General features: G+C 64.0%; 21 protein-coding genes and 3 pseudogenes. 7 read left to right on the top strand and 17 right to left on the bottom strand.

Annotated features, from left to right (window positions below; translation table 11 throughout):
- Nucleotides 1-7: 7 nt before the first annotated feature.
- The 9 genes from AAFG50_RS09745 to AAFG50_RS09705 form a co-directional block, all read right to left on the bottom strand.
- A complete protein-coding gene (locus tag AAFG50_RS09745; protein WP_028174194.1) occupies nucleotides 8-586 on the bottom strand; it encodes a HyaD/HybD family hydrogenase maturation endopeptidase in 579 nt (192 codons plus the stop codon).
- A 16-nt stretch (nucleotides 587-602) separates the two neighbouring features.
- The gene (cybH, locus tag AAFG50_RS09740) at nucleotides 603-1346 is read right to left on the bottom strand and encodes a Ni/Fe-hydrogenase, b-type cytochrome subunit (protein WP_028174193.1); all 744 of its coding nucleotides are present in this window, start codon (nucleotides 1344-1346) and stop codon (nucleotides 603-605) included.
- Nucleotides 1347-1355: 9 nt separating this feature from the next.
- Nucleotides 1356-3146: a nickel-dependent hydrogenase large subunit gene (locus tag AAFG50_RS09735; protein WP_011089679.1), complete on the bottom strand. Its 1791-nt coding sequence runs from the start codon at nucleotides 3144-3146 to the stop codon at nucleotides 1356-1358.
- 29 nt (nucleotides 3147-3175) lie between these two features.
- Complete coding sequence (locus AAFG50_RS09730) at nucleotides 3176-4267, bottom strand: hydrogenase small subunit (protein WP_011089680.1); 1092 nt, start codon at nucleotides 4265-4267, stop codon at nucleotides 3176-3178.
- 197 nt (nucleotides 4268-4464) lie between these two features.
- Nucleotides 4465-5904, bottom strand: a complete 1440-nt coding sequence (locus AAFG50_RS09725) for a nickel-dependent hydrogenase large subunit (RefSeq protein WP_028174192.1) — start codon at nucleotides 5902-5904, stop codon at nucleotides 4465-4467.
- Nucleotides 5901-6917 (bottom strand): HupU protein, encoded by a 1017-nt coding sequence (locus tag AAFG50_RS09720; RefSeq protein WP_011089682.1) that lies wholly within the window; start codon nucleotides 6915-6917, stop codon nucleotides 5901-5903. Before AAFG50_RS09720 ends, AAFG50_RS09725 begins: the two co-directional genes overlap by 4 nt.
- Nucleotides 6918-6984: 67 nt before the next feature.
- Nucleotides 6985-8307, bottom strand: a complete 1323-nt coding sequence (locus AAFG50_RS09715; RefSeq protein ID WP_011089683.1) for a DUF3422 domain-containing protein — start codon at nucleotides 8305-8307, stop codon at nucleotides 6985-6987.
- A gap of 112 nt (nucleotides 8308-8419) precedes the next feature.
- Nucleotides 8420-10468 (bottom strand): methyl-accepting chemotaxis protein, encoded by a 2049-nt coding sequence (locus AAFG50_RS09710; RefSeq protein WP_231166646.1) that lies wholly within the window; start codon nucleotides 10466-10468, stop codon nucleotides 8420-8422.
- A 107-nt stretch (nucleotides 10469-10575) separates the two neighbouring features.
- On the bottom strand, nucleotides 10576-10752 hold the full coding sequence (locus AAFG50_RS09705; RefSeq protein WP_162185817.1) for a hypothetical protein: 177 nt from the start codon (nucleotides 10750-10752) through the stop codon (nucleotides 10576-10578).
- A gap of 144 nt (nucleotides 10753-10896) precedes the next feature.
- Here AAFG50_RS09705 and cybH (AAFG50_RS09700) point away from each other — a divergent pair, with 144 nt between their 5' ends.
- Nucleotides 10897-11622: a Ni/Fe-hydrogenase, b-type cytochrome subunit gene (gene cybH / locus AAFG50_RS09700; protein ID WP_028174190.1), complete on the top strand. Its 726-nt coding sequence runs from the start codon at nucleotides 10897-10899 to the stop codon at nucleotides 11620-11622.
- Here cybH (AAFG50_RS09700) and AAFG50_RS09695 read toward each other — a convergent pair whose 3' ends face one another.
- The 3 genes from AAFG50_RS09695 to modD all read right to left on the bottom strand — a co-directional run bounded on the left by AAFG50_RS09695 (nucleotide 11623) and on the right by modD (nucleotide 16280).
- The gene (locus tag AAFG50_RS09695) at nucleotides 11623-13938 is read right to left on the bottom strand and encodes a TonB-dependent receptor (protein ID WP_028174189.1); all 2316 of its coding nucleotides are present in this window, start codon (nucleotides 13936-13938) and stop codon (nucleotides 11623-11625) included. It abuts the gene before it with no gap.
- Nucleotides 13919-15064 carry a HoxN/HupN/NixA family nickel/cobalt transporter gene (locus AAFG50_RS09690; protein ID WP_028174188.1) on the bottom strand — a complete coding sequence of 382 codons (1146 nt, stop codon included), beginning with the start codon at nucleotides 15062-15064 and terminating at the stop codon, nucleotides 13919-13921. The genes AAFG50_RS09695 and AAFG50_RS09690 overlap by 20 nt, the downstream gene beginning before the upstream one ends.
- A gap of 286 nt (nucleotides 15065-15350) precedes the next feature.
- Nucleotides 15351-16280: a ModD protein gene (modD, locus tag AAFG50_RS09685; RefSeq protein ID WP_049832516.1), complete on the bottom strand. Its 930-nt coding sequence runs from the start codon at nucleotides 16278-16280 to the stop codon at nucleotides 15351-15353.
- A gap of 235 nt (nucleotides 16281-16515) precedes the next feature.
- Here modD and modA point away from each other — a divergent pair, with 235 nt between their 5' ends.
- The 4 genes and pseudogenes from modA (at nucleotide 16516) to AAFG50_RS09665 (ending at nucleotide 19769) form a co-directional block, all read left to right on the top strand.
- Complete coding sequence (modA, locus tag AAFG50_RS09680; RefSeq protein ID WP_049832522.1) at nucleotides 16516-17268, top strand: molybdate ABC transporter substrate-binding protein; 753 nt, start codon at nucleotides 16516-16518, stop codon at nucleotides 17266-17268.
- 5 nt (nucleotides 17269-17273) lie between these two features.
- Nucleotides 17274-17960, top strand: coding sequence for a molybdate ABC transporter permease subunit (gene modB, locus AAFG50_RS09675; protein ID WP_011089690.1), 687 nt, complete (start codon nucleotides 17274-17276; stop codon nucleotides 17958-17960).
- Nucleotides 17957-19040 (top strand): annotated as a pseudogene (gene modC / locus AAFG50_RS09670) (molybdenum ABC transporter ATP-binding protein); the annotation flags it as partial. The gene modB and the pseudogene modC, both read left to right, overlap by 4 nt.
- A 111-nt stretch (nucleotides 19041-19151) precedes the next feature.
- Nucleotides 19152-19769 carry a DUF2478 domain-containing protein gene (locus AAFG50_RS09665; protein ID WP_166466043.1) on the top strand — a complete coding sequence of 206 codons (618 nt, stop codon included), beginning with the start codon at nucleotides 19152-19154 and terminating at the stop codon, nucleotides 19767-19769.
- Here the strand turns inward: AAFG50_RS09665 and AAFG50_RS09660 are convergent.
- A complete protein-coding gene (locus tag AAFG50_RS09660; protein ID WP_028174186.1) occupies nucleotides 19738-19944 on the bottom strand; it encodes a TOBE domain-containing protein in 207 nt (68 codons plus the stop codon). The two genes, AAFG50_RS09665 and AAFG50_RS09660, sit on opposite strands and share 32 nt — an antisense overlap.
- A 135-nt stretch (nucleotides 19945-20079) precedes the next feature.
- On the opposite strand from AAFG50_RS09660, the pseudogene AAFG50_RS09655 reads away from it, so the two are divergent.
- Nucleotides 20080-20400, top strand: a pseudogene (locus AAFG50_RS09655) (redoxin domain-containing protein); the annotation flags it as partial.
- A gap of 8 nt (nucleotides 20401-20408) precedes the next feature.
- Nucleotides 20409-20498: pseudogene (locus AAFG50_RS09650) on the top strand (alkyl hydroperoxide reductase); the annotation flags it as partial.
- Nucleotides 20499-20671: 173 nt separating this feature from the next.
- On the opposite strand, the gene AAFG50_RS09645 reads toward AAFG50_RS09650, so the two are convergent.
- The 4 genes from AAFG50_RS09645 to AAFG50_RS09630 form a co-directional block, all read right to left on the bottom strand.
- Entirely contained in the window at nucleotides 20672-20968 is a 297-nt protein-coding gene (locus tag AAFG50_RS09645; protein ID WP_028174185.1) for a ferredoxin family protein, read from the bottom strand.
- A 38-nt stretch (nucleotides 20969-21006) separates the two neighbouring features.
- Nucleotides 21007-22353, bottom strand: a complete 1347-nt coding sequence (locus AAFG50_RS09640) for a hypothetical protein (protein ID WP_122975505.1) — start codon at nucleotides 22351-22353, stop codon at nucleotides 21007-21009.
- Between the two features lie 173 nt (nucleotides 22354-22526).
- Nucleotides 22527-23207 carry a YoaK family protein gene (locus tag AAFG50_RS09635; RefSeq protein WP_028174184.1) on the bottom strand — a complete coding sequence of 227 codons (681 nt, stop codon included), beginning with the start codon at nucleotides 23205-23207 and terminating at the stop codon, nucleotides 22527-22529.
- Nucleotide 23208: 1 nt separating this feature from the next.
- On the bottom strand, nucleotides 23209-24624 hold the full coding sequence (locus tag AAFG50_RS09630) for an alginate export family protein (RefSeq protein ID WP_028174183.1): 1416 nt from the start codon (nucleotides 24622-24624) through the stop codon (nucleotides 23209-23211).
- Nucleotides 24625-24632 lie beyond the last annotated feature (8 nt).

Genomic DNA, 24632 nt, shown 5'->3' with positions numbered 1-24632 from the left:
GCGCCTCTCAGGCCGGCCGCATCTCGTAATTGGCGTGATCGATGTCATTGGCGAGCAGCCGCTCGGACTCCGCCAATGGCGCGCTGCGGCGGCTGACCGTGACGCCCCACTCGGCCAAGACCTGGCAGGCGAGATCGATCGCGGGCGCGATCTGGTCGCGCACCGGCGGCGTCAGCGGCCCGCCCCAGTCTTCGAGATCGAGCGGCTGGCAGCCGATCAGCACGAGATGCTTCGGGCACCGGCCGAGCAGGTCGGCGGCGCTGATGACCTCCTGGAAGCCGGTCTGGTGCAGGCTCATCTTCTTGGCGCCGGTGAAACGCGGCACCTCGTCGTCGCGCACGAGCTTCAACCGGCCGGGCTCGAGCCCATAGTCGATGGCGTCGAACACGATGAGGCGATCGGCCTCCTCCAGATAGTTCACGAGGTAGAGCCCCTGCGTGCCGCCGTCGAGGATCGTGACGTTGTCAGGCACGGCGTAGCGGCGGTGGAACTCCTCCACCGCGCGCACGCCAAAGCCTTCGTCGGCCCACAGGATGTTGCCGATGCCGAGCACCAGGATGCGATTGTCTTGCGAGGATGTCGGCATCGTCAGTCTTCCCGTTTCAGTCGCGGAATTGCCGCTCGCCCGAGATCATCGAGGAGATGATGCTCTGGCGCGACATGATGTCTTCACGGACCGCGGCGTAGATGTGCACCATCACGAACACGACCAGCGCCCACATGCCGAGATGGTGCCAGGTGTGGACGTCCTGGCTGTTCGGCCAGATCGCAAACACCCAGCCGAACAGCTTGTGCTGCCAGCTGTCGATGCCCTGACCTTCCGAATAGAGCGCAAAGCCGGTGACGATCATGAAGGCCACGAACAGGGTGAAGCCCGTGAACATCGCGGTTTGCGCCAGCGGGTTGTGCCCGACATACATCTTCGGCTCGCGTTCCAGGAACGCGTACCAGCGGATCTCGTGCAGCACTTCCTTCCAGAACTGCTTGCGGTGAACCGGGATGTAGAAGATCTGCCGGGAGTGATGGTTGCCGACGAAGGCCCACAGGATACGCGTGAGGAAGAACACGGCGAGCACCTGTCCCGCAGCGAAATGGGCGAAGCGAATGTAGCCCATCACGAAGTTGTCGGACGCCTCGCCCGCGACCGTTGGCAGCGGCGTTCCGATCAGATAGCCGGTCACCATCAGCACGATGATCGAGAACGCGTTCACCCAGTGGCAGATCCGCACCGGCGCTTCGTAGACATAGACGGTGGGCCGCCCCACCGCACGTTCTCCGGAAGCGTCGGCGGCGATCGCCGCGAGGTCGGGCCTCGCGTCGGAGGCGGGAGCAACTGCATCCATCATGGCGCCCTCCTACCTGACCTTGACCTTGGCGAGCTCCTGGCCATCCGGGCTCATGACGTGCGTCGAACAGGCCAGGCACGGATCGAAGGAATGGATCGTGCGCAGAATCTCGAGCGGCTGCTCGGGATTGACCATCGGCGTGTTCATCAGCGACGCCTCGAAGGCGCCGATGTTGCCCTTGGGATCGCGCGGCGAGCCGTTCCAGGTGGTCGGCACGACGCACTGGTAGTTGTCGATCTTGGTGTCCTTGATCTTGATCCAGTGCGCGAGCGCGCCGCGCGGCGCCTCGGTGAAGCCGACGCCCTTGGCTTCCTTCGGCCAGCTCTCCGGCTTCCACTTGTCGACATTGGCGGTCGAGCTGTCCCCGGCCTTGATGTTGGCGACGAGCTTGTCCTGGAAGTAGCGCATCTGCCGTCCGGCCCAGACGGATTCGAGCGCGCGCGCGGCGGTGCGGCCGAGCGTCGAGAACAGCGCCGACGTCGGCAGGTTCAAATCCCTCAGGAACTTGTCGACGGGATCCTTGAACTCGGATTTGTTCTGCGCGTAGCCGACCACCCAGCGCGCCAGCGGGCCGACCTCCATGGCGTGGCCCTTCCAGCGAGGTGCCTTGATCCACGAATACTTGCCGCCCTCGTCGAGCTGCTCGATCGCGGTCTTGGTGCCCTTCGCATTGGGCCCCAGCACGTAGTTCGGCTCGGTGACGCCGTCCCAGGGATGCAGGCCCTTGGTCTCGTCAGGGTATTTGTACCAGGAGTGGACCACGAACTCCTGGATCTCGTCGGGGTTGGCGTGATCGACCGGAAACACTTCGGACAGATTGCCGTTGATGATGGCGCCCCGCGGCAGCTTCAGGCTCTTGGCGGAATAGTCGTTGGCATGTTCGGGCACGTCGCCATAGGCGAGCACGCTCTGGCCCGAGAGGCCGCCGCCATAGAGCCAGTCCTTGTAGAACGACCCGATCGCCGCCACGTCGGGCAGATAGACCATTTCGTTGAACTCGATCAGCCGGTCGATGATCGAGGAGATCAGGTTCAACCGCTCCATGTTGATGGCGCCGACGGCACCCGTGCCGTCGACGTTGATCGGACAGGGCACGCCGCCGACCAGCCAGTTCGGATGCGGGTTCTTGCCGCCGAAGATGGTGTGGATCTTGACGATCTCCTTCTGGAAGTCGAGCGCCTCCAGATAATGCGCCACGGCCATCAGATTGGCCTCGGGCGGCAGCTTGTAGGCCTTGCTGCCCCAATAACCGTTCTTGAACGGACCGAGCTGCCCGGATTCGACGAACTTCTTCAGCCTTGTCTGCAGATCCTTGAAATAGCCGGGCGACGACAGCGGCCAGTTCGAGATCGACTGCGCCAGCGTCGAGGTCGCCCGCGGATCGGCCGAGAGCGCGGAGACGACGTCGACCCAGTCCAGCGCGTGAAGGTGATAGAAATGCACGACGTGGTCGTGCACCTGCAATGCAAGCTGCATCAGATTGCGGATCGAATTGGCGTTCTCCGGAATGGTGATCCCGAGCGCGTTCTCGACCGCGCGCACCGACGTCAGTGCGTGGGTGCCGGTGCAGACGCCGCAGATCCGCTCGGTGAACGCCCAGGCGTCGCGGGGATCGCGGTTCTTCAGGATCACTTCGATCCCACGCCACATCGTGCCGGTCGAGACCGCATTGCGGATCACGTTGTCGGCGTCGACATTGACCTCGACCCGCATGTGACCTTCGATACGGGTCACCGGATCGACGACGATGCGCTTGCCGGAATTGTCGAGATTGAAGCCGTTGGGAGTCTGGATACCCATTGTGTTCCTACCCTAGTGTTTCTCTTCGCTCAGCTGTTGTGGTCGGCGTCTTCGCGCTTGGTCGCGAGCCGCTTCACTGCGGTCACGGCCGCATGCGCGGCCACCGCGGCGCCGACGGCGCCCGCCGCCACCATGCCGATCTGATCGGCGTTCTTCTCGATGCCGAACTGCTTGATGTTGGTGAGACGGTCGTAGAACGAGCCCTTGTCCCAGAAGCCGTCCTCGGAGCAGCCGATGCAGCCGTGGCCCGACTGGATTGGGAAGGACACGCCGCCGTTCCAGCGCACGGTCGAACAGGCGTTGTAAGTGGTCGGGCCCTTGCAGCCCATCTTGTAGAGGCAGTAGCCCTTGCGGGCGGCCTCGTCGTCCCACTCCTCGACGAACTGGCCGGCGTCGAAATGCGGACGGCGGTAGCATTTGTCGTGAATGCGCTGCGAGTAGAACATCTTCGGCCGGCCCTGGCGGTCGAGCTCGGGCAATTTGCCGAAGGTGGTGATGAAGGTGACGACGCCGGTCATCACTTCGGCGATCGGGGGGCATCCCGGCACCTTGATGATGGGCTTGTTGGTGATGACCTTGTCGATCGGCGTCGCCTGGGTCGGATTGGGCTTTGCCGCCTGCACGCAGCCCCAGGACGCGCAGGCGCCCCAGGCGATGATCGCCATCGCGTCCTCGGCCATCATCTTGAGCTTCTCGACGAACGGCTTGCCGCCGTCGATGCAGAACATGCCGCCTTCGTTCAGCGGCGGATTGCCTTCCACCGCGAGGATGTACTGGCCTTTGTGCTTGGCGCGGGTCTCCTCGAGGATGGCCTCCGCCTGGTGACCCGCGGCCGCCATGATGGTGTCGTCATAGTCGAGCGAGATCATCGACAGCACGGCATCCTTGACCAGCGGGTGCGCGGACCGGATGAAGCTCTCGGAGCAGCAGGTGCATTCGAGGCCGTGCATCCAGATCACGGGCACGCGCGGCTTGGTCTCGAGCGCGTTCGCGATGCGGCTCGCCGCCAGCGGCCCGAGCCCGAGGCTCGTCGCCGTCAGGCTGCAAAATTTGTGAAAGCTCCGACGCGTGATGCCTTGCCGCCTGATCACGCTGTAAAACGTTTCCGTCGCCGCGCCCATGTATCCTCCCGCCTTCGCTTTGACTTTTCGATGACGCCAAGGACAGCAAGAAGCAGGCCAACAGCCTGGAGCGATTCAAAAGTGGAGAGATTCCAGAACGTTGGGTGTTTGAATTGCTCGCAGGAGCGGTACACGAGGATGCTGGAGATACGAGAAGCGGAAACAATTCGATTTGCAGCCGGCAACGAAGTTTCCGGTCAGTGCGCGGTGCACACCATGCAGGGATCGAACGAGCGCACGATGTGCTGGATCGCGACCGCACGTGGGCCGGCGTCGCCGACATCGGTGCCGACCAGCGCCTGCTCCAGCGGGCCGCCGACGTCGAAGGAATCGCGCGGCGAGAAATTCCAGGTGGTCGGCGCGATGATCTGGTAGCGCTCGATCCTACCCTGGCTTACCGCCATCCAGTGCCCGAGACTGCCGCGGGCGGCCTCGACGAGCCCGACATAGCTTCCGTCGGGGATCTCGCGCGCATTGTTGCAGAATTGCTCCGACAATCGCAGCGCGCGCGTCCACTGCTCCATGGCCAGCGCGATGCGCGCGGTCTCGATCAGCCGCGCGATCACGCGGCTGCGCACGTTGGTGCCGTGCCGCGCGACCAGATCCGTGATCAGCGCCTGACCGGCCACCGTCTGGCGCGCGATCGCGCCGACCTCGATCGGCTGGCCCGACAGCCGCGGCGCCTTGCACCAGCTATAGGCCGCCGGCTTGTCGGGATCCGGAACCGTGCTGCTATGGGCGGGATCCGCGGAGGAATCCCGCATCCAGGCGTGCGAGACGTCCTCGGTGATCTGCGTCAGCGGCAGCGGTTCGATCGTGGCGCGCGGACCGAACAGGCCGCGTGGAAACAACTCGCCGTCGACGCCATGATAGGCGCCGTAGCTCATCATCAAGCCAGTGCCCCTGCCGAGCCCGGTCAACGCAAGACTGTCCGCAAGCCGCAGGAAATGGGCGAAATCGCCGCCGCGGCCGTCGCGCCAGCTATCCAGCTCGTCCGCGGAGGCAATCGCCAGCACATTCTCGAGCGAGTCCGCGAAGACGACACGCTCGAGAAAGCTTCGAAAGGCCGTCGTGATCGACAGCAGCCGGACGCGCTCGCCAAGGTCGATGGCGCGCGTCGTGCCGCCTGGCTGGAACGCGAGGCTATGCGGCCATTTCCCGGCGATGATGCCCATGGTCTCGAGCAGCCGCGCCCGCGCCGGCAGGGCATCGCGTGCTGCACTGCCGCGGGTCGCGGCAAAGCGCTCGCGCGTCTCCGCATGCCAGGAGTGCGCCGCATAGGCCTCGCGGGCAAAGTCGGGCATGAAAAAGATATAGAAGTGGGTCAGATGGTCGGCTGCGTTCTCCGCCGCATGCGCAATGTTCGTGGCAAGCAAGCCATTGGGCGCAGCCTCTATGGCCATGCCGTCGCGCAGGGCGGCAGCGGCCGCAACCGATTGCGAGACCGAGCAGATGCCGCAGATCCGCGGCGCCAGCGCCAGCGCATCGAGCGGTGGCCGTCCCTCCAGGATCTGCTCAAAACCACGGTAGAGCGGCGCCGTCACCTCGGCGCGCATGACGCGGCCGCCCTCGACGTCGAGGCGGACTTCGAGATCGCCCTCGACACGGTTGAACGGGCCGATCGTGATCCGCGTCATGGCTTGCCCTTGGCCGTCGAACGGCCCGGCGGCACGACGACGTGGTCGGCGGTCGCATTCAGCCGCACGCGCCGCGGCGTCGCCGACTTCGACAATGCCGCGAGCGCGACGAACCAGGCCTTTGGCATGTCAGTCGGCAAACCAACCGGAATGCCGGCGAGCTTGGCGGTCTCCAGGAAGTTCTGCGCCCCTTCGAATCCCGGCGAGGTGCAGGCGATACAGGCATAGCCGCCCTTGGTGCAGGAGCCGCCGCCGTTCCAGGAGCGCTGGTTGCAGTCGCCGACCGCCTGCGTCGCCTTGCAGCCGAGATGCTCCATCAGGCAGCCGCGCTCCGACATCGTCTCGGCGCTCGCCTTGAACTCGTAGAACTCGTTGCGCGAACAGCCGTGATGGGCAAGATGATTGGCGATGAATTTCGGCCGTCCGTAACCGTCGAGATCGGTCGCGGCAAGATCCTTGCTGGTCAGTGCCAGGATGGTTTCCATCATCCAGCCAGGATGCGGCGCGCAACCCGCGACATTGATGACGGGCAGACCGAGTCGCGAACGGAAGCCCGCGCCCAGCGCGCCGCCGCTGTCGGAACCTTCGAACTGCAACCCCACGGCATCGGTCGGGTTCGATCCCGCGGCCGGCACGCCGCCATAGGCAGCGCAGCTTCCGACCGCGATCACGTAGTCGGCGAGCGGCGCGAGATCGAGCATCCAGCGATAGACCGAGCGGTTGGTGCCCGCGAGCATGTTGAAGCGGCCGCTGTCGTTCGGGCCGCGGGCGACGGAGCCTTCCAGCAAGAGCAGATCCAGCTGCACCTTGCCGTCCAGAACGGACTGGAGCACCTCGACCGCTTCCTCGCCCGTCTCTTCGCTCACTGACGGATGCCACAGCAGGTTGATGCCGAACTGCCTCAATTCGTCGAACCAGCCGGAGGCGCCGCTTTCGAGGATCGACATGGTGCAGCCGCCGCAACTGGCTCCCTGCAGCCAAAGCACGTTGGTCGTCCCATCCGATCGGCTCATGGCTCCTCCTTAGCCCGCAAGCATCCGTCGCTCGTAGCACAAGAGCAAGGCTCTGGCTTGAGGGAACTCAATCATGCCCACCCGACGTCGCGCCGTCATGCTTCAAGTGCCGCTGGCGAATCCGGTGCGTGACAATCCAGGTGACGCCGATAGCGACCGGCACGAACAGCGCGGTCGCCAGCGACGGCTCGACATGTACGCCGCCGTCATGCGCGCCCTTGGCAAGATACCCGAACAGGCTGACGACGTAATAGCCGATCGCTGCCACCGACAGGCCCTCGACCGTACTTTGCAGGCGCAATTGCAGCTTGGTGCGCTCGTTCATCGAACGCAAGAGGTCACGATTTTGCTCCTCCAATTCGACGTCGACGCGGGTGCGCAGGAGGTCGGCGGCGCGCGCAAGCTTGATCGACAAATTGGCCTGACGCTCCTCCAGGGCGGCGCAGGTCCGCATCGCCGGCGCCATCCGGCGGGCGAGAAACGACGACCAGGTCGGATAGCCTGCGATCTCGCCGCCTTCGATCACCCCAAGTCGAGCCTGCACGATGTCGTAATAGGCCCGGCTGGCCCCGAACCTGAACAGGCTGCCGGCGGCGCCGCGCTCGAGCGAGGCGGCGAGCGCAGTCAGCTCGGTCAGAAGGTGATTGTTGAGCTTGAGGCCCTCCGCACCCTGCATCTCCTCGAGCACCTCGACCAGTCGGCGCCCGATGTGATCGACCGATGGTGCGAGTTCGAGCGCAGCCGGCAAGCCGAGCAGCGCCAGCGTGCGATAGGTCTCGATCTCCAGCACGCGCTGCACCAGAGCGCCCAAGCGGCCCGGCGACAGGCCGTCGTTGCAGATGAGGATGCGAACAAAACCATGGTCGTCCGCGCGAAAGTCGGAGGCGACCACGGCAGATCCGCTGCGGACCGCCGCCATCGCGAGGCTGCCTCGTTCGAAAACCTCCTGGGCACGCTCCAGCGCCGCCGAGGTTTGCTCGACCCCGAGCTTGACCGCGACCAGCAATTGGCCGGACTGCGACAGGGAGCGTATCAATGCGGCGGGCCCATCGCCGATCTCGCCGAAACTCCGAGCGGACGTATCCGCGTTGCCGAGGATCCAGGTAAAGGTGGTGAACTCCGAGTGCTGCTCCCAGCGCAGCTGGATCGCGCCGATAGCGACCTGATGATGTTTCGTTCCTTCATCCGGCGGCTCCTGCCCGTGCGACGTGCAGAACGCGACAAACTTCTGCCGATTGGCGGCGGCAACCTCGCCCTGGCTGAGAAAGGCAAAGCGCAGCACGGTGAGCGGCGCCGTCAGCCGGGTGAATGGGCGGGCATGCACCTCGCCCAGCACCGCACCACGCTGCGGGTGCAGCTCAAAACCGGCGAGATCGAGGTCACGGTTCATCGGTGGTCCCTTGGGTAGGCGCTCTCAGGCCGCGGTGTACCGCGAACCTCGCCATTCACTACCACAACACACCCATGCTCTTGCAATCACCTGTTGGCAGGATAGGCCGACCTCAGGCTGCGGCAACATTGGCCATGAAACCGTCGAGCTCGACGCGCAGGCGCTGGCTGGCCTCGGTCAGGCCGCGGGCCGATTGCAGCACGGCGGAGGCGGCCGCGCCGGTCTCGGTTGCCTCGCGATTGACCTGTTCGAGATTGGTCGAGACCTGACCGGTACCGGAGGCCGCATGCTGGGCGCTGCGCGCGATCTCCTGCGTCGTCGCCGTCTGCTGATCGACGGCGGTCGCGATCGAGCCTGATATCGACGAGATCTCCCCGATCGTGCCGGCGATCGTCTTGATCGCCGCGATCGATTCACCCGTCGCCTGCTGCATGCCCTGGATGTGCGCGCCGATCTCCTCCGTGGCGCGCGCCGTCTGACTGGCGAGCGATTTCACCTCAGAGGCCACCACCGCAAAACCGCGGCCGGCATCGCCTGCTCGCGCCGCTTCGATCGTGGCGTTGAGCGCCAGCAGATTGGTCTGCTCCGCGACCGCCGTGATCAGTTTTACGACGTCGCCGATCCGGTGCGAGGCCTCGGACAATGCGGCAATGCGCACGTCCGTGTCCCGCGCCTGTTGCACCGCACTTTCCGAGATGTCGTTGGAGTTGCGCACCTGTGAGCGAATCTCGTTGATCGAAAGCGACAGTTCCTCGGCGGCGGCGGCGACCGAACGGATGCTGCCGACCGCTTCCCGGGAAGCGCCAGCCACCGCTGTCGTCAAGTCGCCGGTCGCTTCCGCATTGCGCGACAGCGTCGAGGCGGCGGCTTCCAGTTGCCGGGCCGAGCTCGATATGTCGTTGACGATGTCGCCGACCGCGGTCTCGAACGTGCCGGCAAATCGCGTCAGCTCCGAACGGCGAAGCTCCGCTGCCGACCTGTTGCGCTCCTCGATCTCGGCCGCCTCCCGCTCGGTGCGCTCGATCGCCTGGCGCTTGAACATCTCGACGGCGCCGGCCATTTTGCCCACCTCGTCGCGGCGGCCGAGGCCCGGCAGCACGATCTCGTGCCTGCCGCGGGCGAGTTCCGTCATGGCAGCGCACATGGCGATCACGGGACGCGCAATGCCGCGTCCGACAGCGAAGGACAGCACGAGGCCGATGGCGATCGATGCCAGCGCCAGCGCCACTACGACCGACTGGCCGCTGGCGATCTGCTCCGACGTCTTCTTTTCAGCCTCGGCCTGCTCGGCCAGTGCCACGCGCTTGAGCGAGCTCGCCGCCCCCGACAGGCTATGGCGCAGCTTCCACATGCTTTCCACGAGGCGGTCGATTTCCTGCGCGGACGCCACGACGCGTGCGACGCTTTCGCCATAGAAGGCGAGACGATCGGCAAGCGCCTTCTCGCCGATGGCGTCCATCGAGCGCAACGCGCCGCGATCGACCAGGCGCTTGATCGTCTCGAGGCGTTGCGCGGCGGCCTGCGCCAGCGCGTCATCATGGCGCTTCAGCTCGGCGGTTGCGAGCAGATCAACGACCTCAAAGCGGTTGAGCGCGCCTCCGATTTCATCAGCATCGCCGGGCGATACCTTCGCATCCGCAAGGATGGATTTGATCGCACGCGACTGATCTTCCATCACGGTACCCGACCGGCTGATCTCCGACCGCAAGGCCAGCACCTTGTTGAAGGCGTCGGTATAGGCGCGATAGGCCTCGAACAGCTCCTTGATGGACTGCTGCCAGCTCAAGGTGGAGGTCTCGGTCTTGGCCGCGGTAATGGCTCCTTCCAGCCTTCGCCTCGCCTCCTCGGCCGCAGATTCCGCCTCCCTGGTGCCAGCCATGGCGAAATAACGCGCGTTGCTCTGATAGGCGGACAGGGAACTGTCGATCTCGCGCGCGTAGTCGGACTCTGACATGCTAACCCGGTAGACACCGAAGCCGTCGAGGATCTTCTCATAGCCGAACCAGGCGCCGGCCATGGTGACGGCCGACAGCAGCAGCACGACCGCAAAGCCGATCATGATCTTTGCCCGGATCGACACGTTGGCGAAGACCGGCTCGCTCTTGGGAAGACTCATGGCGGCGGCATTCATCCGCCCATGGCCATGAAACAGGCCCGACATCGACTGCCCATCCCGGGCAAAAACGCGTGCAACGAAGCTCAGATTCATTTTGCAATACCCGTTCTCGGAAAGCTCGCAATGATGCGACGATGCGGCCACTCCCCTAATCATCGGTAAATCGAAAACTGTTGCTCCGCAGCGAACGAAGCCTCCAACGCGACGACGCTCAGCGTTGCGCCGCGTGCAAATTGAACGACTGCGCCGCTTGCGATGAAGAAACCGCAAGCAGTTTCAAGAAAGGCCTGAAAGGCGAATTTCCAGCATGAGATAAAATATGTTTCCATTTCGACGCATCATGCGGCGCATCAAGCGCTGTACGAATTTTTTTCGCAGCGGGGATTTTGCAAGAGAGTGCGCGCGATATTGTCGGAAAGGGTGAGCTGATTCGTTTGTTCCTGCGTCGGATCGCTTTTGGGCAGGAGCAATCGATGACTGAGATTTCCGAGATTCCCGGCACGCTCGATGCGATCGGCGCCGCGGGAACGAGCCGCCAATCGATCTATGTGTACGAAGCGCCGGTGCGGATCTGGCATTGGCTCAATGCCGCGCTCATCACCATGCTCGTGATCACCGGCTATCTGATCGCCTCGCCGCTGCCGTCGATGCCGGGAGAGGCTTCGAACTGGTACACAATGGGCTATATCCGCTTCATCCATTTCGCGTCGGGACAGGCGCTTGCCGTTGCCTTCCTCTATCGCATCTACTGGGCGATCGTCGGCAACCCTTATGCACGGCAACTCTTCGCGCTGCCGTTCTACAACCGGATCTGGCGCTGGGGTTTTCTATACGAGCTGCGCTGGTATCTCTTCCTGGTGCGCTACCCCAAGAAATATGTCGGCCATAACCCACTCGCCAATACCGCGATGTTCCTGTTCATCCTCGCGATGGTCGGGATGATCATGACCGGATTTGCCCTTTATGCCGAGGGCGCCGGCATCGACAGCCTGTGGTATCGTTTCTTCGGCTGGGTGTTCAAGATCTTTCCGAACAGCCAGGACGTCCACACCATCCATCATCTCGGCATGTGGTTCATCGTGGTGTTCGTCATCCTGCACATCTACGCCGCGCTGCGCGAAGAAATCATGTCGCGCCAGAGCATGCTGTCCGCCATCATCACCGGCGAGCGCACCTTTCGCGACTCCCGACCTGACTAGCTAGAACGTCCCCGCGACCGTCAAGCGGAACGACAGCGGCTCGACCGGATGCAGCACGTAATCCATCACTCCGTTCCGGCAGACCGCGGCGGGCGCAACGCCGCCGGTGCAGAGAGTGTACAGCGCGTCGGTCTTGAGCAACGAACCATAGGCATAGGTAATCTGGTTCGCTCTCGCGTCGAACAGATTGAGCACGTCGAGCTGGATGCGCCAGCCATTGTGAGCGCGGTAGCCGAGGCGGCCGTTGAAGATGCCGGTCGCGGACGAGCGGAACGCATTGTCTTCCGTCAGCGGGCTGGAGGCGAGATAGCGCCAGCGCAATGATCCGAACCAGCCGGTCTTTTCGCCGAGCGTGATGCCGGCGGACGCCACCATCGGCGGCGCGTTCGGAATGTAATTGCCGGGCGCGTTGCCGATCTGCGCCTCCGGATAGCCGGCGAGCGCGGCGTTGACCTCCGCCTGGTCGCTGTCATAGCCGCGAAAGCGCGCACGGGTCATCGCCAGATCGGCGTCGATATCGATCCAGGATCGCGGCCGGTAATGGTTAGTCCACTCGAAGCCATAGCGGCGGCTGGCGCGGGTCGCCTCGGTGTCGCCGGCATCGCCGGAGAACAGGATCTCGGAATCCTGGTCGAGAATGAAGACGCTGAACGAGGAATCGAGGCCGGGAATGATCCGGCTGCGAACGCCGACCTCAGCGCCCCTGGTGCGCACCAGCAGCGGCGACGGCGAGAGTTTTGTGGCGGGATCGCTGGGGTCTTCCGTCGTGGTAGCGCCCCGGGCGTCGTTCGAGTGCATGCCGTAGCCGGCGCCGAGGAAGAATTCGGTCTGGTTGAAGGGACCGAGCACCATCCGGAATTTCGGGCTGCCGAGCGAGGCATCAGCGTGGCCGGAGTTGTTGGAATTGAACAGCGAGGTGACATTGGCGGCATAATAGTCACCGCGCCAGCCCATTGTGGTTCGGAGCCAGTCGGTCCAACGCACGGTGTTTTCGGCGTAGACACCGACACTGCCCTCGCCGACCTGGTCGCTGCGGACGCTGGAGAGGTAGCTGCGCTGGACCGTGTTGGTGAGCGCCAGATCAATCGCGTCATAGCGCGATTGCAGGCCGAGCGTGGTCTGCATCGGCAGGCCCGCAAACGAGCCGTTCAGCGTGCGCGAGATATTGGCGCCGGCCATCAGGCGGTCGTCGTGCTGGTGGAACTGGTCGCCGAGCACGGGATCGCTGAGGAAATAGGTGAAGTTGTTGAAGAGATCGAGCTGGCTCTTCACGACATAGGCATTGGCCTTCCAGGAGCCGAGATCGTCGCTCTGCGCGAGGCGGCCCGAGAGCGCGAAGCGGTTGGTGTTTCCGCCGTCGGTCGGGTCTTCCGAACCGAACCGGTCGAGAAAGCTGCTCGTTATCGCGCGCTGCGGCACCTGGTCGGTGGAATTCCATTTGTTCGCATAGGCCATGCCGGTGACGGTCAGGCCATCCGTCGCGGTGCCCTGGCTAAAACGCACGAGACCGTTGAGCTTGCGCACATTATCCGGATTGTCCCAGGGACCGTTGTAGGTGCCGATCTCGCCGGCGACGAGCAGCGCGCCCTCACCGAGCTTCGCGGAGTCCATGCCGAGCAGACGCCGATAGCCAAAGCTGCCGGCAGTCACCTGTGCGAGGCCCTTCTCGGTGCGGTCGATCAAGCCGATGCGCACGCTGCCGACGGAGGCGAAATCGCTCTCGTCGGCGAAGTACGGTCCCTTGCGCACATCCATCGCGCTGATGGTCTCCGGGATCAGCCAGTTGAGATCGGCATAGCCCTGGCCGTGCGCGTGGGTGCGCATGTTGACGGGGACGTCGTCGACATAGATTGCGAGATCGGTGCCGTGGTCGAGATTATAGCCGCGCAGAAAATACTGGTTGGCTTTGCCCTCGCCGGAATGCTGGGTCAAGATCAGCCCCGGCACGGCTTCGAGCACCTCGCCCGGCCGTGTGAAGGGGCGCGCGTTGAGCTCTTCACCGGAGACGGTGAGCGCGCTGGCCATGCCCGGCGGCCTCTCTGGGCCGGAGGCGACGCTGCGGGTGCCCGACGCTGGCGCTGCTGCCGGATACACAAAGATCCGATGACCGGCCCGTGTCGATGTGCCGGCGTGCCGCGACGCGGGCGGCCTCTTGTGACGCGGGGTCTGGCCGGCAACAATCTGGACCGGCGGCAGTTCACGCAGGGCGCCATCGCTCTGTGCGAAGGCGTTGCCGTCAACCGCGAGGAGCCAGAGGGCTGAGAGTACCGTCAGCGGACCGCAGCGTCGGCAAGACTCAGACCGCCTCGGTCGCATCAGCGCATTCCAGGACTTCCGTGTCGGCAGGGCCCGAGCTGCCCGCAATTAGGCGGCGGTAGAGCACGATCGAGAGCAGCCAGGCGATCGCGAACAACGCGATCACGGCGAGGCCGACATTGGCGAGCGACTCGTTGAGGGCGTCGACCAGCGTCCACACACCGCCGGAGAGATCGAGCCGGTTGCCGATCAAGCCCAGTGCCTCAATGCCGCCGATGAACAGCGCGACCGCGACGGAAGCGCCCGTAATGGTGAGGTTGTACCAGAGCTTTCGCATGGGATCGACGAAGGCCCAGCGATAAGCGCTGACCATCAGCGTCGAGTCCGCGGTGTCGACCAGTGCCATGCCGGCGGCGAACAGCGCGGGAAGGACCATGACGTCGGCGAGCGAAGCGCCGCGCGCGGCCTCAGAGGCGGAGATGCTGAGCAGGCCGATCTCAGTTGCAGTGTCGAAACCGAGCCCGAACAGGAAGCCGAGCGGATACATGTGCCAGGGTTTTGTCACCAGGCGGAACATGGGGCCGAGCAAGCGCACCAGGATACCGCGATGAGCCAGCAATGCATCGAGCCCGGCGGCGTCACGAATGCCCTGCTCGCGCGCCTTGCGAAAGGTCCGCCACAGGCTGGCGAAGATGGCGAGGTTGATGGCCGCAATCACCAGCAGGAACAGCGCCGACACCGATGCGCCGATGAAGCTGCCGATCTCCTTGAGCAGGCCGTCACCGCCAAGGCTCACCACGCCGAGCGCGAGGAGCATGGTCGCGACCACGACCACGCTGGAATGGCCGAGCGCGAAATAGAGGCCGGCCGATCGCGGCGTACCGCCCGCCTGCATCAGGCTGCGCACGACGTTGTCGATGGCCGCGATGTGATCGGCATCCACAGCGTGGCGCAGGCCGAACACCCAGGCGAGCAGCGCGGTCGCCATCACCACAGGCCGGTCGGCGAACAGCGCGAAAGCCCAGGCCCATGCGACGATGTTGGCGGTGATAAGCCCACCGAAGAGAACAGCGGGACCGGCACAGGAAGCAGTCCGAGACCGTTCGCTCCGTCGATGCGCATTGGCCAAGATCAGCACTCCCCTCGTATGATCTTTTTCTAAACCCGTCATACTGAAGGGCAACATTCGGGCCAGACAGCGGTCCTCCGCGGACGCGCTTCGCAATTGGACGCAAGCTAATGTCTTCAAAGAAGAAACGGTCTCAGCCGTATTCTTGAGGTTTTAAGACTGCAATGCGCGATCCGGAAACCAAGTAGCCAATAGCGCAAACATAGTTTGACACTCATAGCGAACGATTGGCAGCACCCGCCAAGGCGGTCCTTGCCCATGCAGCATCGCGCAACGAGAGTGCGTCAGAGGAAGGAGATCGAGGCCTTCCAGCCTGAAGAACCATTGAACGAGGAGAGTATGCTCACGCTCGCAGGCGGTTTGTGTCACCAGGCGTTGAATTTACCTGACAGTGCGCATGAAGAGAGGACACCTTGTCATCGGTAGTCGCGATCCGCACCAGCACATCCTTCGGTTTCGCAAGATAGGGCGATGAAGTCACCAGGATATCGGCCCCAGCCTCTGCGTAGGCCGCGGCATTAGCCGCATTGACTCCGCCGGCGGCGGCGATGATGGGACGTTCGCGCGTATACGCCATCACGGCTACGCGCTTGACTAACCCAGCGACCTCGGCCGGCGAAAACTTCTCGGCCTGGATCACGTCGAAGCCGGCGACCGCTGCGGCAAGTGCGGCATCAGCGGTATTCACCTCGATCACGAGCTTCTTCTCTGGCGCCGCCCGGCGCAACCGCTCAACCGTCTGAAACAGCGGCTGTTGGCCAAGAAAGGCCCGGTGCTCGGGAAAGACCAGCACCGTCTCCGAGAGGCCGAGCCGGTGCATCACGGCCCCGCCGGCCTTCACGGCCGCCACAGCAAAGCGCTTGGTACCCGGCACGTTCTTGCGCGTGCAGGCAACCGGAATATTTGGTGCGACCGCCCTTGCCGCGTCGACGATGGCGCGGGTCTCGCTGGCCACGCCTGACCAGATCTCGATCAAGGTCTGCGCCACCTTCCAGCTCTTGAGCAGCGCCGCGGCCGGACCGCACGCTTCAAGGATCGGCGCGCCCTGCTGCAGCGCCGAGCCGGATGCGGCACAAAGGTCGACGCTGCAGCCAGACAGCTCGATGATTTTGGCGGCATCCTCGGCGAGCGCGAGCACCATCGGCGCGCGCGCGGAAAGACGCATGACGCCGTCAACTGCGCCGATCCCCAGTGCCTCGGTGGTAAGATCACCGTATGGAACGTCGTCTTCCAGTAAACGTTCGAGCTCGGCGCACGATGCAACGGTAGCCATATTGTGCTTCCCTTCGATCGTGTCAGCTTGCCGACCACATTGTCGGAAATCCGACACAGATAGTCAGTCCCGCCGCGGCACTGGGCGGAAACCCCGCTCTTTCAACGCCCGTTCCTGCAAGGCGCACACCAAGCTTCGTCCCCGCATCCGGCACGCCGATTGCTGAGCCTGCAATGGCCGGCGCCTCGCAGCAATCGGGCTTTGCGGAAGCGGTTGCCGTCCGTTGGAGTTCATCATGGGACTGTTTCGCTCGATCGCCTTCGTTGCGGGCCTGCTGCTCGCATCCGCGCCGGCGCAAGCCGCGCAGACTAACGTCGCCGTGGCTGCCAACTTCACCGATGCCGCGAAGGAGATCGCAGCCATCTTCAAGAAAAAGACGGGACACGAGGCGGTGCTGAGCTTCGGTGCGAGCGGACAGTTCTACACGCAGATCACACAGGGCGCGCCATTCCAGGTATTCCTGTCCGCCGACGATTCACGCCCGAAGAAGCTTATCGAGGACGGCCTTGCGGTCCCGGACAGTCGCTTCACCTACGCGATTGGCAAGCTCGTGCTGTGGAGCAAGTCACCCGGCATCGTGACGGGCGAAGAGACGTTGAAGGCCGCGGCCTTCGCAAAACTCTCGATCTGCAATCCGGCCGCGGCGCCCTACGGGCTCGCCGCCGTGGAAACCATGAAGTCGCTCAACCTGTACGAAAGCCTCAAGCCGAAGCTGGTGGAGGGCGCGACCATCACCCAGGCCTATCAGTTCGTCGAGACCGGCAACGCCGAGGTCGGCTTCGTCGCGCTGTCGCAATTGAGCGGCCGCGATGCCGGGTCGCGCTGGGTGGTGCCGCAGGCGCTCTATGATCCGATCCGCCAGGACGCGGTACAGCTGAAGAGCGGCGCCGGGAACGAAGCCGCCAGCGCGTTCATCGCCTTCCTTAGGAGCCCCGAGGCACGCTCTATCATCGAGAGATACGGCTACGTGCTGGACGGGCAGAGCTGAAGCGCATGGAGATATGGTCGACCGAGATCCGCCAGTCGGTTTTGCTGACGGTCGAGCTCGCCGCGATCTCGACCGCGATCCTGCTGGTGCTGGCCACGCCACTGGCCTGGTGGCTGGCGCGCGCCAAGGGCTGGTGGACCGAGATCATCGCGAGCATCGTCGCACTGCCGCTGGTGCTGCCGCCGACCGTGCTCGGCTTCTATCTGCTGGTCCTGCTTGGCCCGGAAGGGCCAGGCGGATGGATCGCACAATTGTGGGGCGGACGCACGCTCGCCTTCACCTTCGAGGGCCTCATCATCGGTTCGGTGGTCTATTCCATGCCGTTCGTGGTGCAGCCGATCCGCAACGCCTTCACCGCAATGGGCGAGCGGCCGCTGGAGGTCGCGGCGACCTTGCGTGCCTCGCCCTGGCACGCGTTCTGGACGATCGCGGTGCCGCTGGCGCGGCCGGGCTTTCTCACCGGCGCCGTGCTCGGCTTCGCGCATACCGTCGGCGAATTCGGTCTGGTGCTGATGATCGGCGGCAACATTCCCGGCCGCACCAAGGTGCTGTCGGTCGCGATCTTCGACTATGTCGAGGCCTCGCGCTGGCGGGAAGCGAGCCTGCTCGCCGGCGGCATGGTGATCTTTGCCTTTGCGGTGATCCTGACGATGACGCTGATCGACAGGCACAGCGCCAGGACCGCCTCGTGACGGCCGACGGGCGCGGTCGTATCGACGCCGCCTTTCGCGGTCGGCTGGGGCGCTTCGTGCTCGATGCCAGCCTGAGCGTGCCCGCCACCGGCGTCACCGCGATCTTCGGCCCGTCCGGCTGCGGCAAGACCACGATCGCGCGCTGCATTGCCGGGCTGCAGCGCCTGTCCGACGGCTTTTGCGCGATCGACGGCGAGATCTGGCAGGACGGCATGGCGTTCCGGCCGGCACATCGGCGGCCGGTCGGCTACGTGTTTCAGGAGCCGAGCCTGTTTCCGCATCTCTCGGTGCGAGGCAACCTGCTCTACGGCGCGCCGAAGGCTGCCGCTACGTCGATCGGCTTCGACGAGGTGGTGGAGTTGCTCGGCCTCACCGCGCTGCTCGGCCGCTCGCCGCACCGCCTTTCCGGTGGCGAGCGTCAGCGGGTCGCGATCGGCCGCGCCCTGCTGTCGCAGCCGCGGCTGCTGCTGATGGACGAGCCGTTGGCCGCGCTCGACCGTACCACCAAGAACGAGATCCTGCCGTTTCTCGAGCGCCTGCATGAACGGCTTTCGCTGCCCGTTCTCTACATCAGTCACGACATGGCTGAAATCGAGCGGTTTGCCGACTACCCTGTTTCTGATGGAGCGCGGGCGCGTCGTTGGCGCAGGGCCGCTCCATATCCTGCAAAGCGACCCTGCACTGCCACTGGCGTACAGCCGCGACGCGGCGGTCAGCATCGATGGCCTGGTGGAGGCTTATGACGAGCGTTACGGTCTGCTCACGCTCGCCGTCAACGGCGGCCTGCTGCATGTGCCGTCACATCGCATCGCCGTCGGCGCACGGCAACGGCTCCGCATCGCGGCAAGCGACGTCAGCATCGTCAGGGCGCGGCCCTCGGAGAGCTCGATCCTCAACATTCTGCCCGCGCGCATTGTCACACAATCGCCGCCTGGCGCAGGCGAGGTCACGATCGTGCTCGGGCTCGACTCTGATGGATCGGGCGCCCCGATCCTTTCGCGCATCAGCAGCCGGTCGCGGGATTTGCTTGGACTATCGGACGGCATGGCCGTCTTCGCCCAGGTCAAGGGCGTTTCACTGGTCCGGGCATCCGGTTGCGCGATCGGTAATATGGGGCCGACGGCGCCAGGGCAGCTCGACCATTGCTCAACTCAGGATACCGGCGTACGAAGCGAAGCAGGGACCACAGCCATGCCTATTGATTTCGCCGAGATAGACCCGAACCGCGTTGCCGCCATTCTCTACCGGCCGCAAGACGACCTCGACACGTTGCTCGCCGATTTCGCGCAAGACCTGGTGCGGGCGGGTGAACGCATTGGCGGTATCGTCCAACGCAACATCAAGGACGGAAGCGGCTGCCAGGTCGGCATGCAGGCTATCGACCTCATGACCGGCCGCGAGATCTCGATCTGCCAGCCGCTCGGCAGCGGCGCCATGGCGTGCAAACTGGATGCCGCCGGTCTTGCCGACGCATCCGTCGCGGTCGCAAGCGCGATCGCGCAGGATGTCGACCTCATCGTGATCAACAAATTCTCCAAGCAGGAAGCCGCCGGACGGGGCCTGCGCGATGAGCTAGCCGGCGCCATCGCCGCCGGTATTCCTGTGCTGACCGCCGTACCCGAAAAATGCTTCGAGGCCTGGATCAGCTTCACCGGCGGGATCGGCACGACGCTGCTCTGCGAACGTCAGGTCATCGAAGCATGGTGGCGCGACACCTCTTCGCGCATGAAACGCATGCGCGAAGATCATGACGCGGTGCCTACCGCCGACCGGGCGGCTATTTGCCGATCATTACATCCGACGACTTGATCACGGCCGAGACGGTGTCGCCCACTTTCAGGGCGAGATCGTCGACCGCTTCGTTGGTGATCGCCGAAAACACCACCAGACCCGGCGCGAGTTCGACCTTCACATGCGCGGTCGTTGTCCCCTTGGTCACGGCGACGATGCGGCCCGGCAGAATGTTGCGTGCACTGAGCTTCATTTTTGATCCTTGCTTCCCGCGACGCTACGATTTTCCGTCGCGCCATGTTGTGCGCGCAAGATCGCCGACTCCGCAAGCCGGAATTCGATTGTCGCATTTCCGACAACCGCCGAACGACGAATGGCATATCGCTTGCTCGGCGGATCGACCGACAACGAGTTCTGCAAGCTGGCCTGGCGGCGGGACCACAAGGACCTGCGCAAGCTGCCGATCTGGCAGTTCGCCGACACCAGGGGCTCGCTGGTCGACGGTCTCGGCGTGCGCTCGCCTGATGGCGTCGCCTATCGGTACACGTTCGTCGTCGATCCCGACAACACGATCCCGCACGTCTATGCCACCAACCTCAATGTCGGCCGCAGCCCCAAGGATACGCTGCGCGTGCTCGACGCGCTGCAGACCGGCGAACTCTGCCCCTGCAACCGCGAGGTCGGCGGCGAGACGCTGAAGGTGGCCTGACAGCAGCCATGTCGATTGATCAGTTGAAGGACCTGGTCCCGGACTTCGCCAAAGACGTGAGACTCAACCTCTCGTCCATGGTTGCCGACGAGAGCCTGGGCGGGCAGACCCCGGGCGTCGCGGCCGCTGCAATCCAGACCGCGGTGCGCTTTGCCGCGATCATCCAGTCGGTCGCGATCGCAATCGAAGCCGGCGGGTCAGCCGTCCGGATTGCTGCGGAATAGACCATCCGAAGAGCGGTTGCCGCCGGGATCGCCGGCGGCAACCGGATTCAGCCGAACTTGAAAAGCACGCCGTAGCCGCCGCGCGGATAGCTCCATTCGATGTCGCCGCTTTCCTCGCAGATGACGCGGCAGGTGCCGCATTCGACGCAGCCGTCGACGCTGACCTCGACCTGCCCCGTGTCATTGAGCTCGTAGCAGCGCGCCGGGCACGCCTTCAGCATGGTCAATAGCTGCGGCGACGGCGTCGTGTGCGACCGCACCTTGATATGGGCGCGGCCAGCATCGACCAGGTAACGGTTGTAGAACAGCTTGTCCTCGACACGCACGGATGGCTCGATCGACATGATTTGCGTCTCCATCATTAGTGGTTATGTCAGCCCTCTCAGCGCCACGCGCGGGCGAGCCGGAAGGCGTCGCCGAACAGCCCGGTCCAGGACCGCGCCTTGATGAAGGACTTCAGTGTCAGCTTCTCCTTCTCGATCTTCGGCGTGCCGTCGACGCGTAGGAAGTTCTGCATCGCCTTGGAAACGAGATCCGGATAGGTGAGGAAGAAGTTCTGCGACTGGGTATGCATCAGCGCTGGCATGTCCTTGTACTTCTTCAGGTCCTTGATGACGAAGGACTCGTCCAGCATCTTCTTGTAGAGCGACAGGTTCTCCGCTGTCATCGGATCGCGCCGCGACTTGACCTGGAAGATCGCTTCGGCCGCGATCCGGCCGGAGGTCATCGCGAGGTTCGATCCCTCGCGGTGAATGGCATTGTTGAGCTGTGCAGCATCGCCGACCACGACCCAGCCCTCGCCATAGAGCTGAGGGATCGCATTGAGCATACCGTCGCCGATGAACTTGAGGATTTCGCCGCCGTGAACGGCGACGGCGCTCACCATCGTCTCGAAGTAGGCGTTGAGCAGCAGCAGCGTGTCGGCCGGGGCCAGGGCGTCCGACATCTTCGTGAAATTTCTGAGATCCGAGACCCAAATCACGGCGCGGATCGAGTCTCCGGCGCCGCGCTTGATTGCACCTTCGAGCACCCTGGTGGCAGCGCCGTAACCAAGGTAGGCTCCCAACGCGTTTTCGGAGATCTTCAACTCGCTGTGGCGTTGCACATGCAAGGCGAATAGTTTGAAGAGGCGGGTCAAGGATTCTATCTCGACCTCGGCGAAACCGCGGGCCGCTTTCGTCGCGATGGTGACCACGTTACGTGTATCAAGACCAGACAACGGGATCGCCACGTAGTCGGTCATGCCGGCGGCCGCGAGCTCGATCATGATGGGAAATTCCGCCTGCGCCGTCTGCTCATTCGGCCGTCGCCGGATCGTGTCGCCGGTCTCGACGATACGCTGCAACGGATTAAGCCTGTAGGCGTCGGAATCGACCGCGGCGTCAGCAACCCGCACCTCGTCGCAGAAGCCATCGTCGGCGTTCCAGACCCATGCGAATCCGACCAACTGGGGATGGAGCGTGCCGATATGCAGGGTAAGTCGATCGACCGAAGAGTCTGCCGCCTTCATCCGACGGATCAGCTTGACGAGAAGGTCAATCATCTGCCGCTCGACGGAGGCCTCTTCCAGGAGCCAGTTTTCGATCTGGGTGAAACTGTCCGCGATGCCGGCGGCGACAATGATCGGGCCGGCTCTTCGCACGAGCGAGACCGATCGGGGATAGGATCGAGGCGATGGATCGGACGTCTCAGAAGCCATTTCAGTTCCCTCGCGTATCGCCTGCCGCATCTCGACGGCAGACCGGTCTTGATCCCGTCCAGACGGCAGGATCCCATCGTTCCTGCCGACAATGCGGATGCGCCCGCTGCCAGCCGTCGACGGCGACGGTCAAGGTCGACCATCGCGTGCTCCCACTAGGCCATCAGCTCCGGCCCTTCAATTCCGATCGCTCACGCGCCGCGTCACTTCGGCTCGGCGGTGGCCAGGAACACCGCCGGCACAGCAATCAGCGGAGGCAGGACGAAGCACCAGGTCCCGAACTTCGCATAGAGACAAGCGCCGGCTGCGCATCCGAGTGCGAAGGCAGCCACGCTCGCCGTCATCTTGCCAAGCCGCGGTCTGGCGACGGTCAGCACCGAAGCCGGCGCGCCGCGCAAAACGTCTGCGACGTCGATCATGATCTGGGTGGTCGTGCCCGTCATCAAGGTGCTGGGAGGTTCGGTGCCCATATGGATGCGGTGCGCGGCGTTCTGGATGGCCATGGCGGCAACCAATATCATGCCGGTGCAGATCGCCTGCCAGCTGTCGCCTTGGACAAATGGCCCGAAGTAGACGGCACACGCGCCGCCTGCCGCCAGAAGTATCGTCTTGATGGCCAGCATCGAGCGAAAGATCGGCAGTCCCACTGCGGGGAGATAGAAGCTCAGGATTCTGCTGACAACCACGACGAAGCAGAAGACCGGGAGAGCGAGCAGCTTCGCCAGGCCACCGGACGTCCCCAATACCATGGCCGCGCCGAAGGTGACGAAGTTGCCGGTGACGTGCGCAGTGAACAATCCCTGGAGCGCAAGAAAGCCGGCGGTATCGACGAAGCCGGCATTCAGGCTCATGAGGAGCGGAAGCAAAAGTATATTGCGTGGCATGTCACCAACCATATTGAAGCTGGACACCCAGATAATTGCTGGTGTGTCCGCCGGCGCGGATGATCGTGTCGCCGACATCGAAATGCACGGCCTCGATGGCGCCCGTAAGATGATCGTTGAACGCGTAGTCGATGCGAAGCTGACCGTAGGCTCCCGTCCAATTGCTGCCGATCCCGGCGGTGCCCGCTATCGGCACGCTGGGCTGGACGTAGATCGCGTCGGCCGTCGTTTCGCGCCACTGCAAGCCGATCGCTCCCATCACCTTCAGCCGGTCCGCGGGACTGATGGTTATAGAGGGTTTGAGGTGAAGGATGTTCGCATATCCCGCATATCCGGCCAGCGTGAAATAATAGCCATTCGGGAACAGCGGATTGAACGTTCCCAGCGTTCCGTCTCCGGAGCGATGGTCGCCCGATGCAGCGTCGAACTGGAGGCCGATGCGGGGCAGCCAGGGAACACCGGTCAATGTATATCCGATCCGCGTGCCGACGGCCCAGGCACGGATATCCTTCGCTCCCACCTGGCCCGCCTGCCCCATGGCCTCGAGATCCCAGTCGAACTGTTGGGACTTCGCCGCGAATCTCGCATCCAGAACGTGACGGCTTTCGTCGCCCAATGCATCGAGATATCTGGCGCTCTTCCGCTCGTACAGCGAGTAGTAGCCCGACAGCTCGTTGTCACCCATGACCTTCCGCTCGACCCGGAGCGTGCTGAAGCGGAAGTTGTCGTTCGAGGTGTCGTCGAAAGGGCGAACGTCGAAATATTGGACGGGGCGGCTGACAAAGCCGATGAAGCGCCAGACGCCGGTTTCCCAGTCGGCCCAGATCGCATCGAATGATTGTCTGACGTTGGGACCATCCCGCGACGATACGAAGCGCTGCAGGTCGAAGGCGAAGTCCTGTCGTCCGATGCGCGCCTTCAGGGTCCCGCCCGCGAAAATGTTGACGTATTCGAGGAAGGCAAGGCGAAGGTCGGCACGGTCCTGGTCGACAGGGGAGATGCTGAGCTTGTCGAAGGCCCGATCGTCCTCGAGCTGCACGAAGGCGCGCCAGTTCTCGTTGAAATGAATGTCGGCGTGGACCTGCAAACGCTGTATGAGATAGCTGTCCGAGGACGTGTTGCCGGTGCCGAACGCCGCTGCGCTATTGGTCTCGAAGCGTTCGCGCAGCGTCGCCCCCAGCGAGACGTAGCTTTTCGGATCGGTGGCCCAAAGCGGGATGTATTTGAGCCCGTCAAACGGTTCGGTACGCAACCTGGGATCGGCAAGGACCGACCAGTCCTCTGCCCAGCGGTTCGCCTGGATCGCCGGCCGCTTGGAGACCGCAGCGTCCTCGGCCCGCGCGAACCCGACGCTGGCGCCAAGGGTCGCAAGCGTCAGAACGATCCAGAAGTTGCGCATATCGCCCCGTGCCAGCATCGGCGGAC

This window comes from Bradyrhizobium sp. B039 (genome assembly GCF_038965675.1).
GTDB classification, from domain to species: domain Bacteria; phylum Pseudomonadota; class Alphaproteobacteria; order Rhizobiales; family Xanthobacteraceae; genus Bradyrhizobium; species Bradyrhizobium diazoefficiens.
The sequence above is the reverse complement of the archived record's forward strand: the minus strand, read 5'-3'. Positions and strand labels throughout refer to the sequence as shown.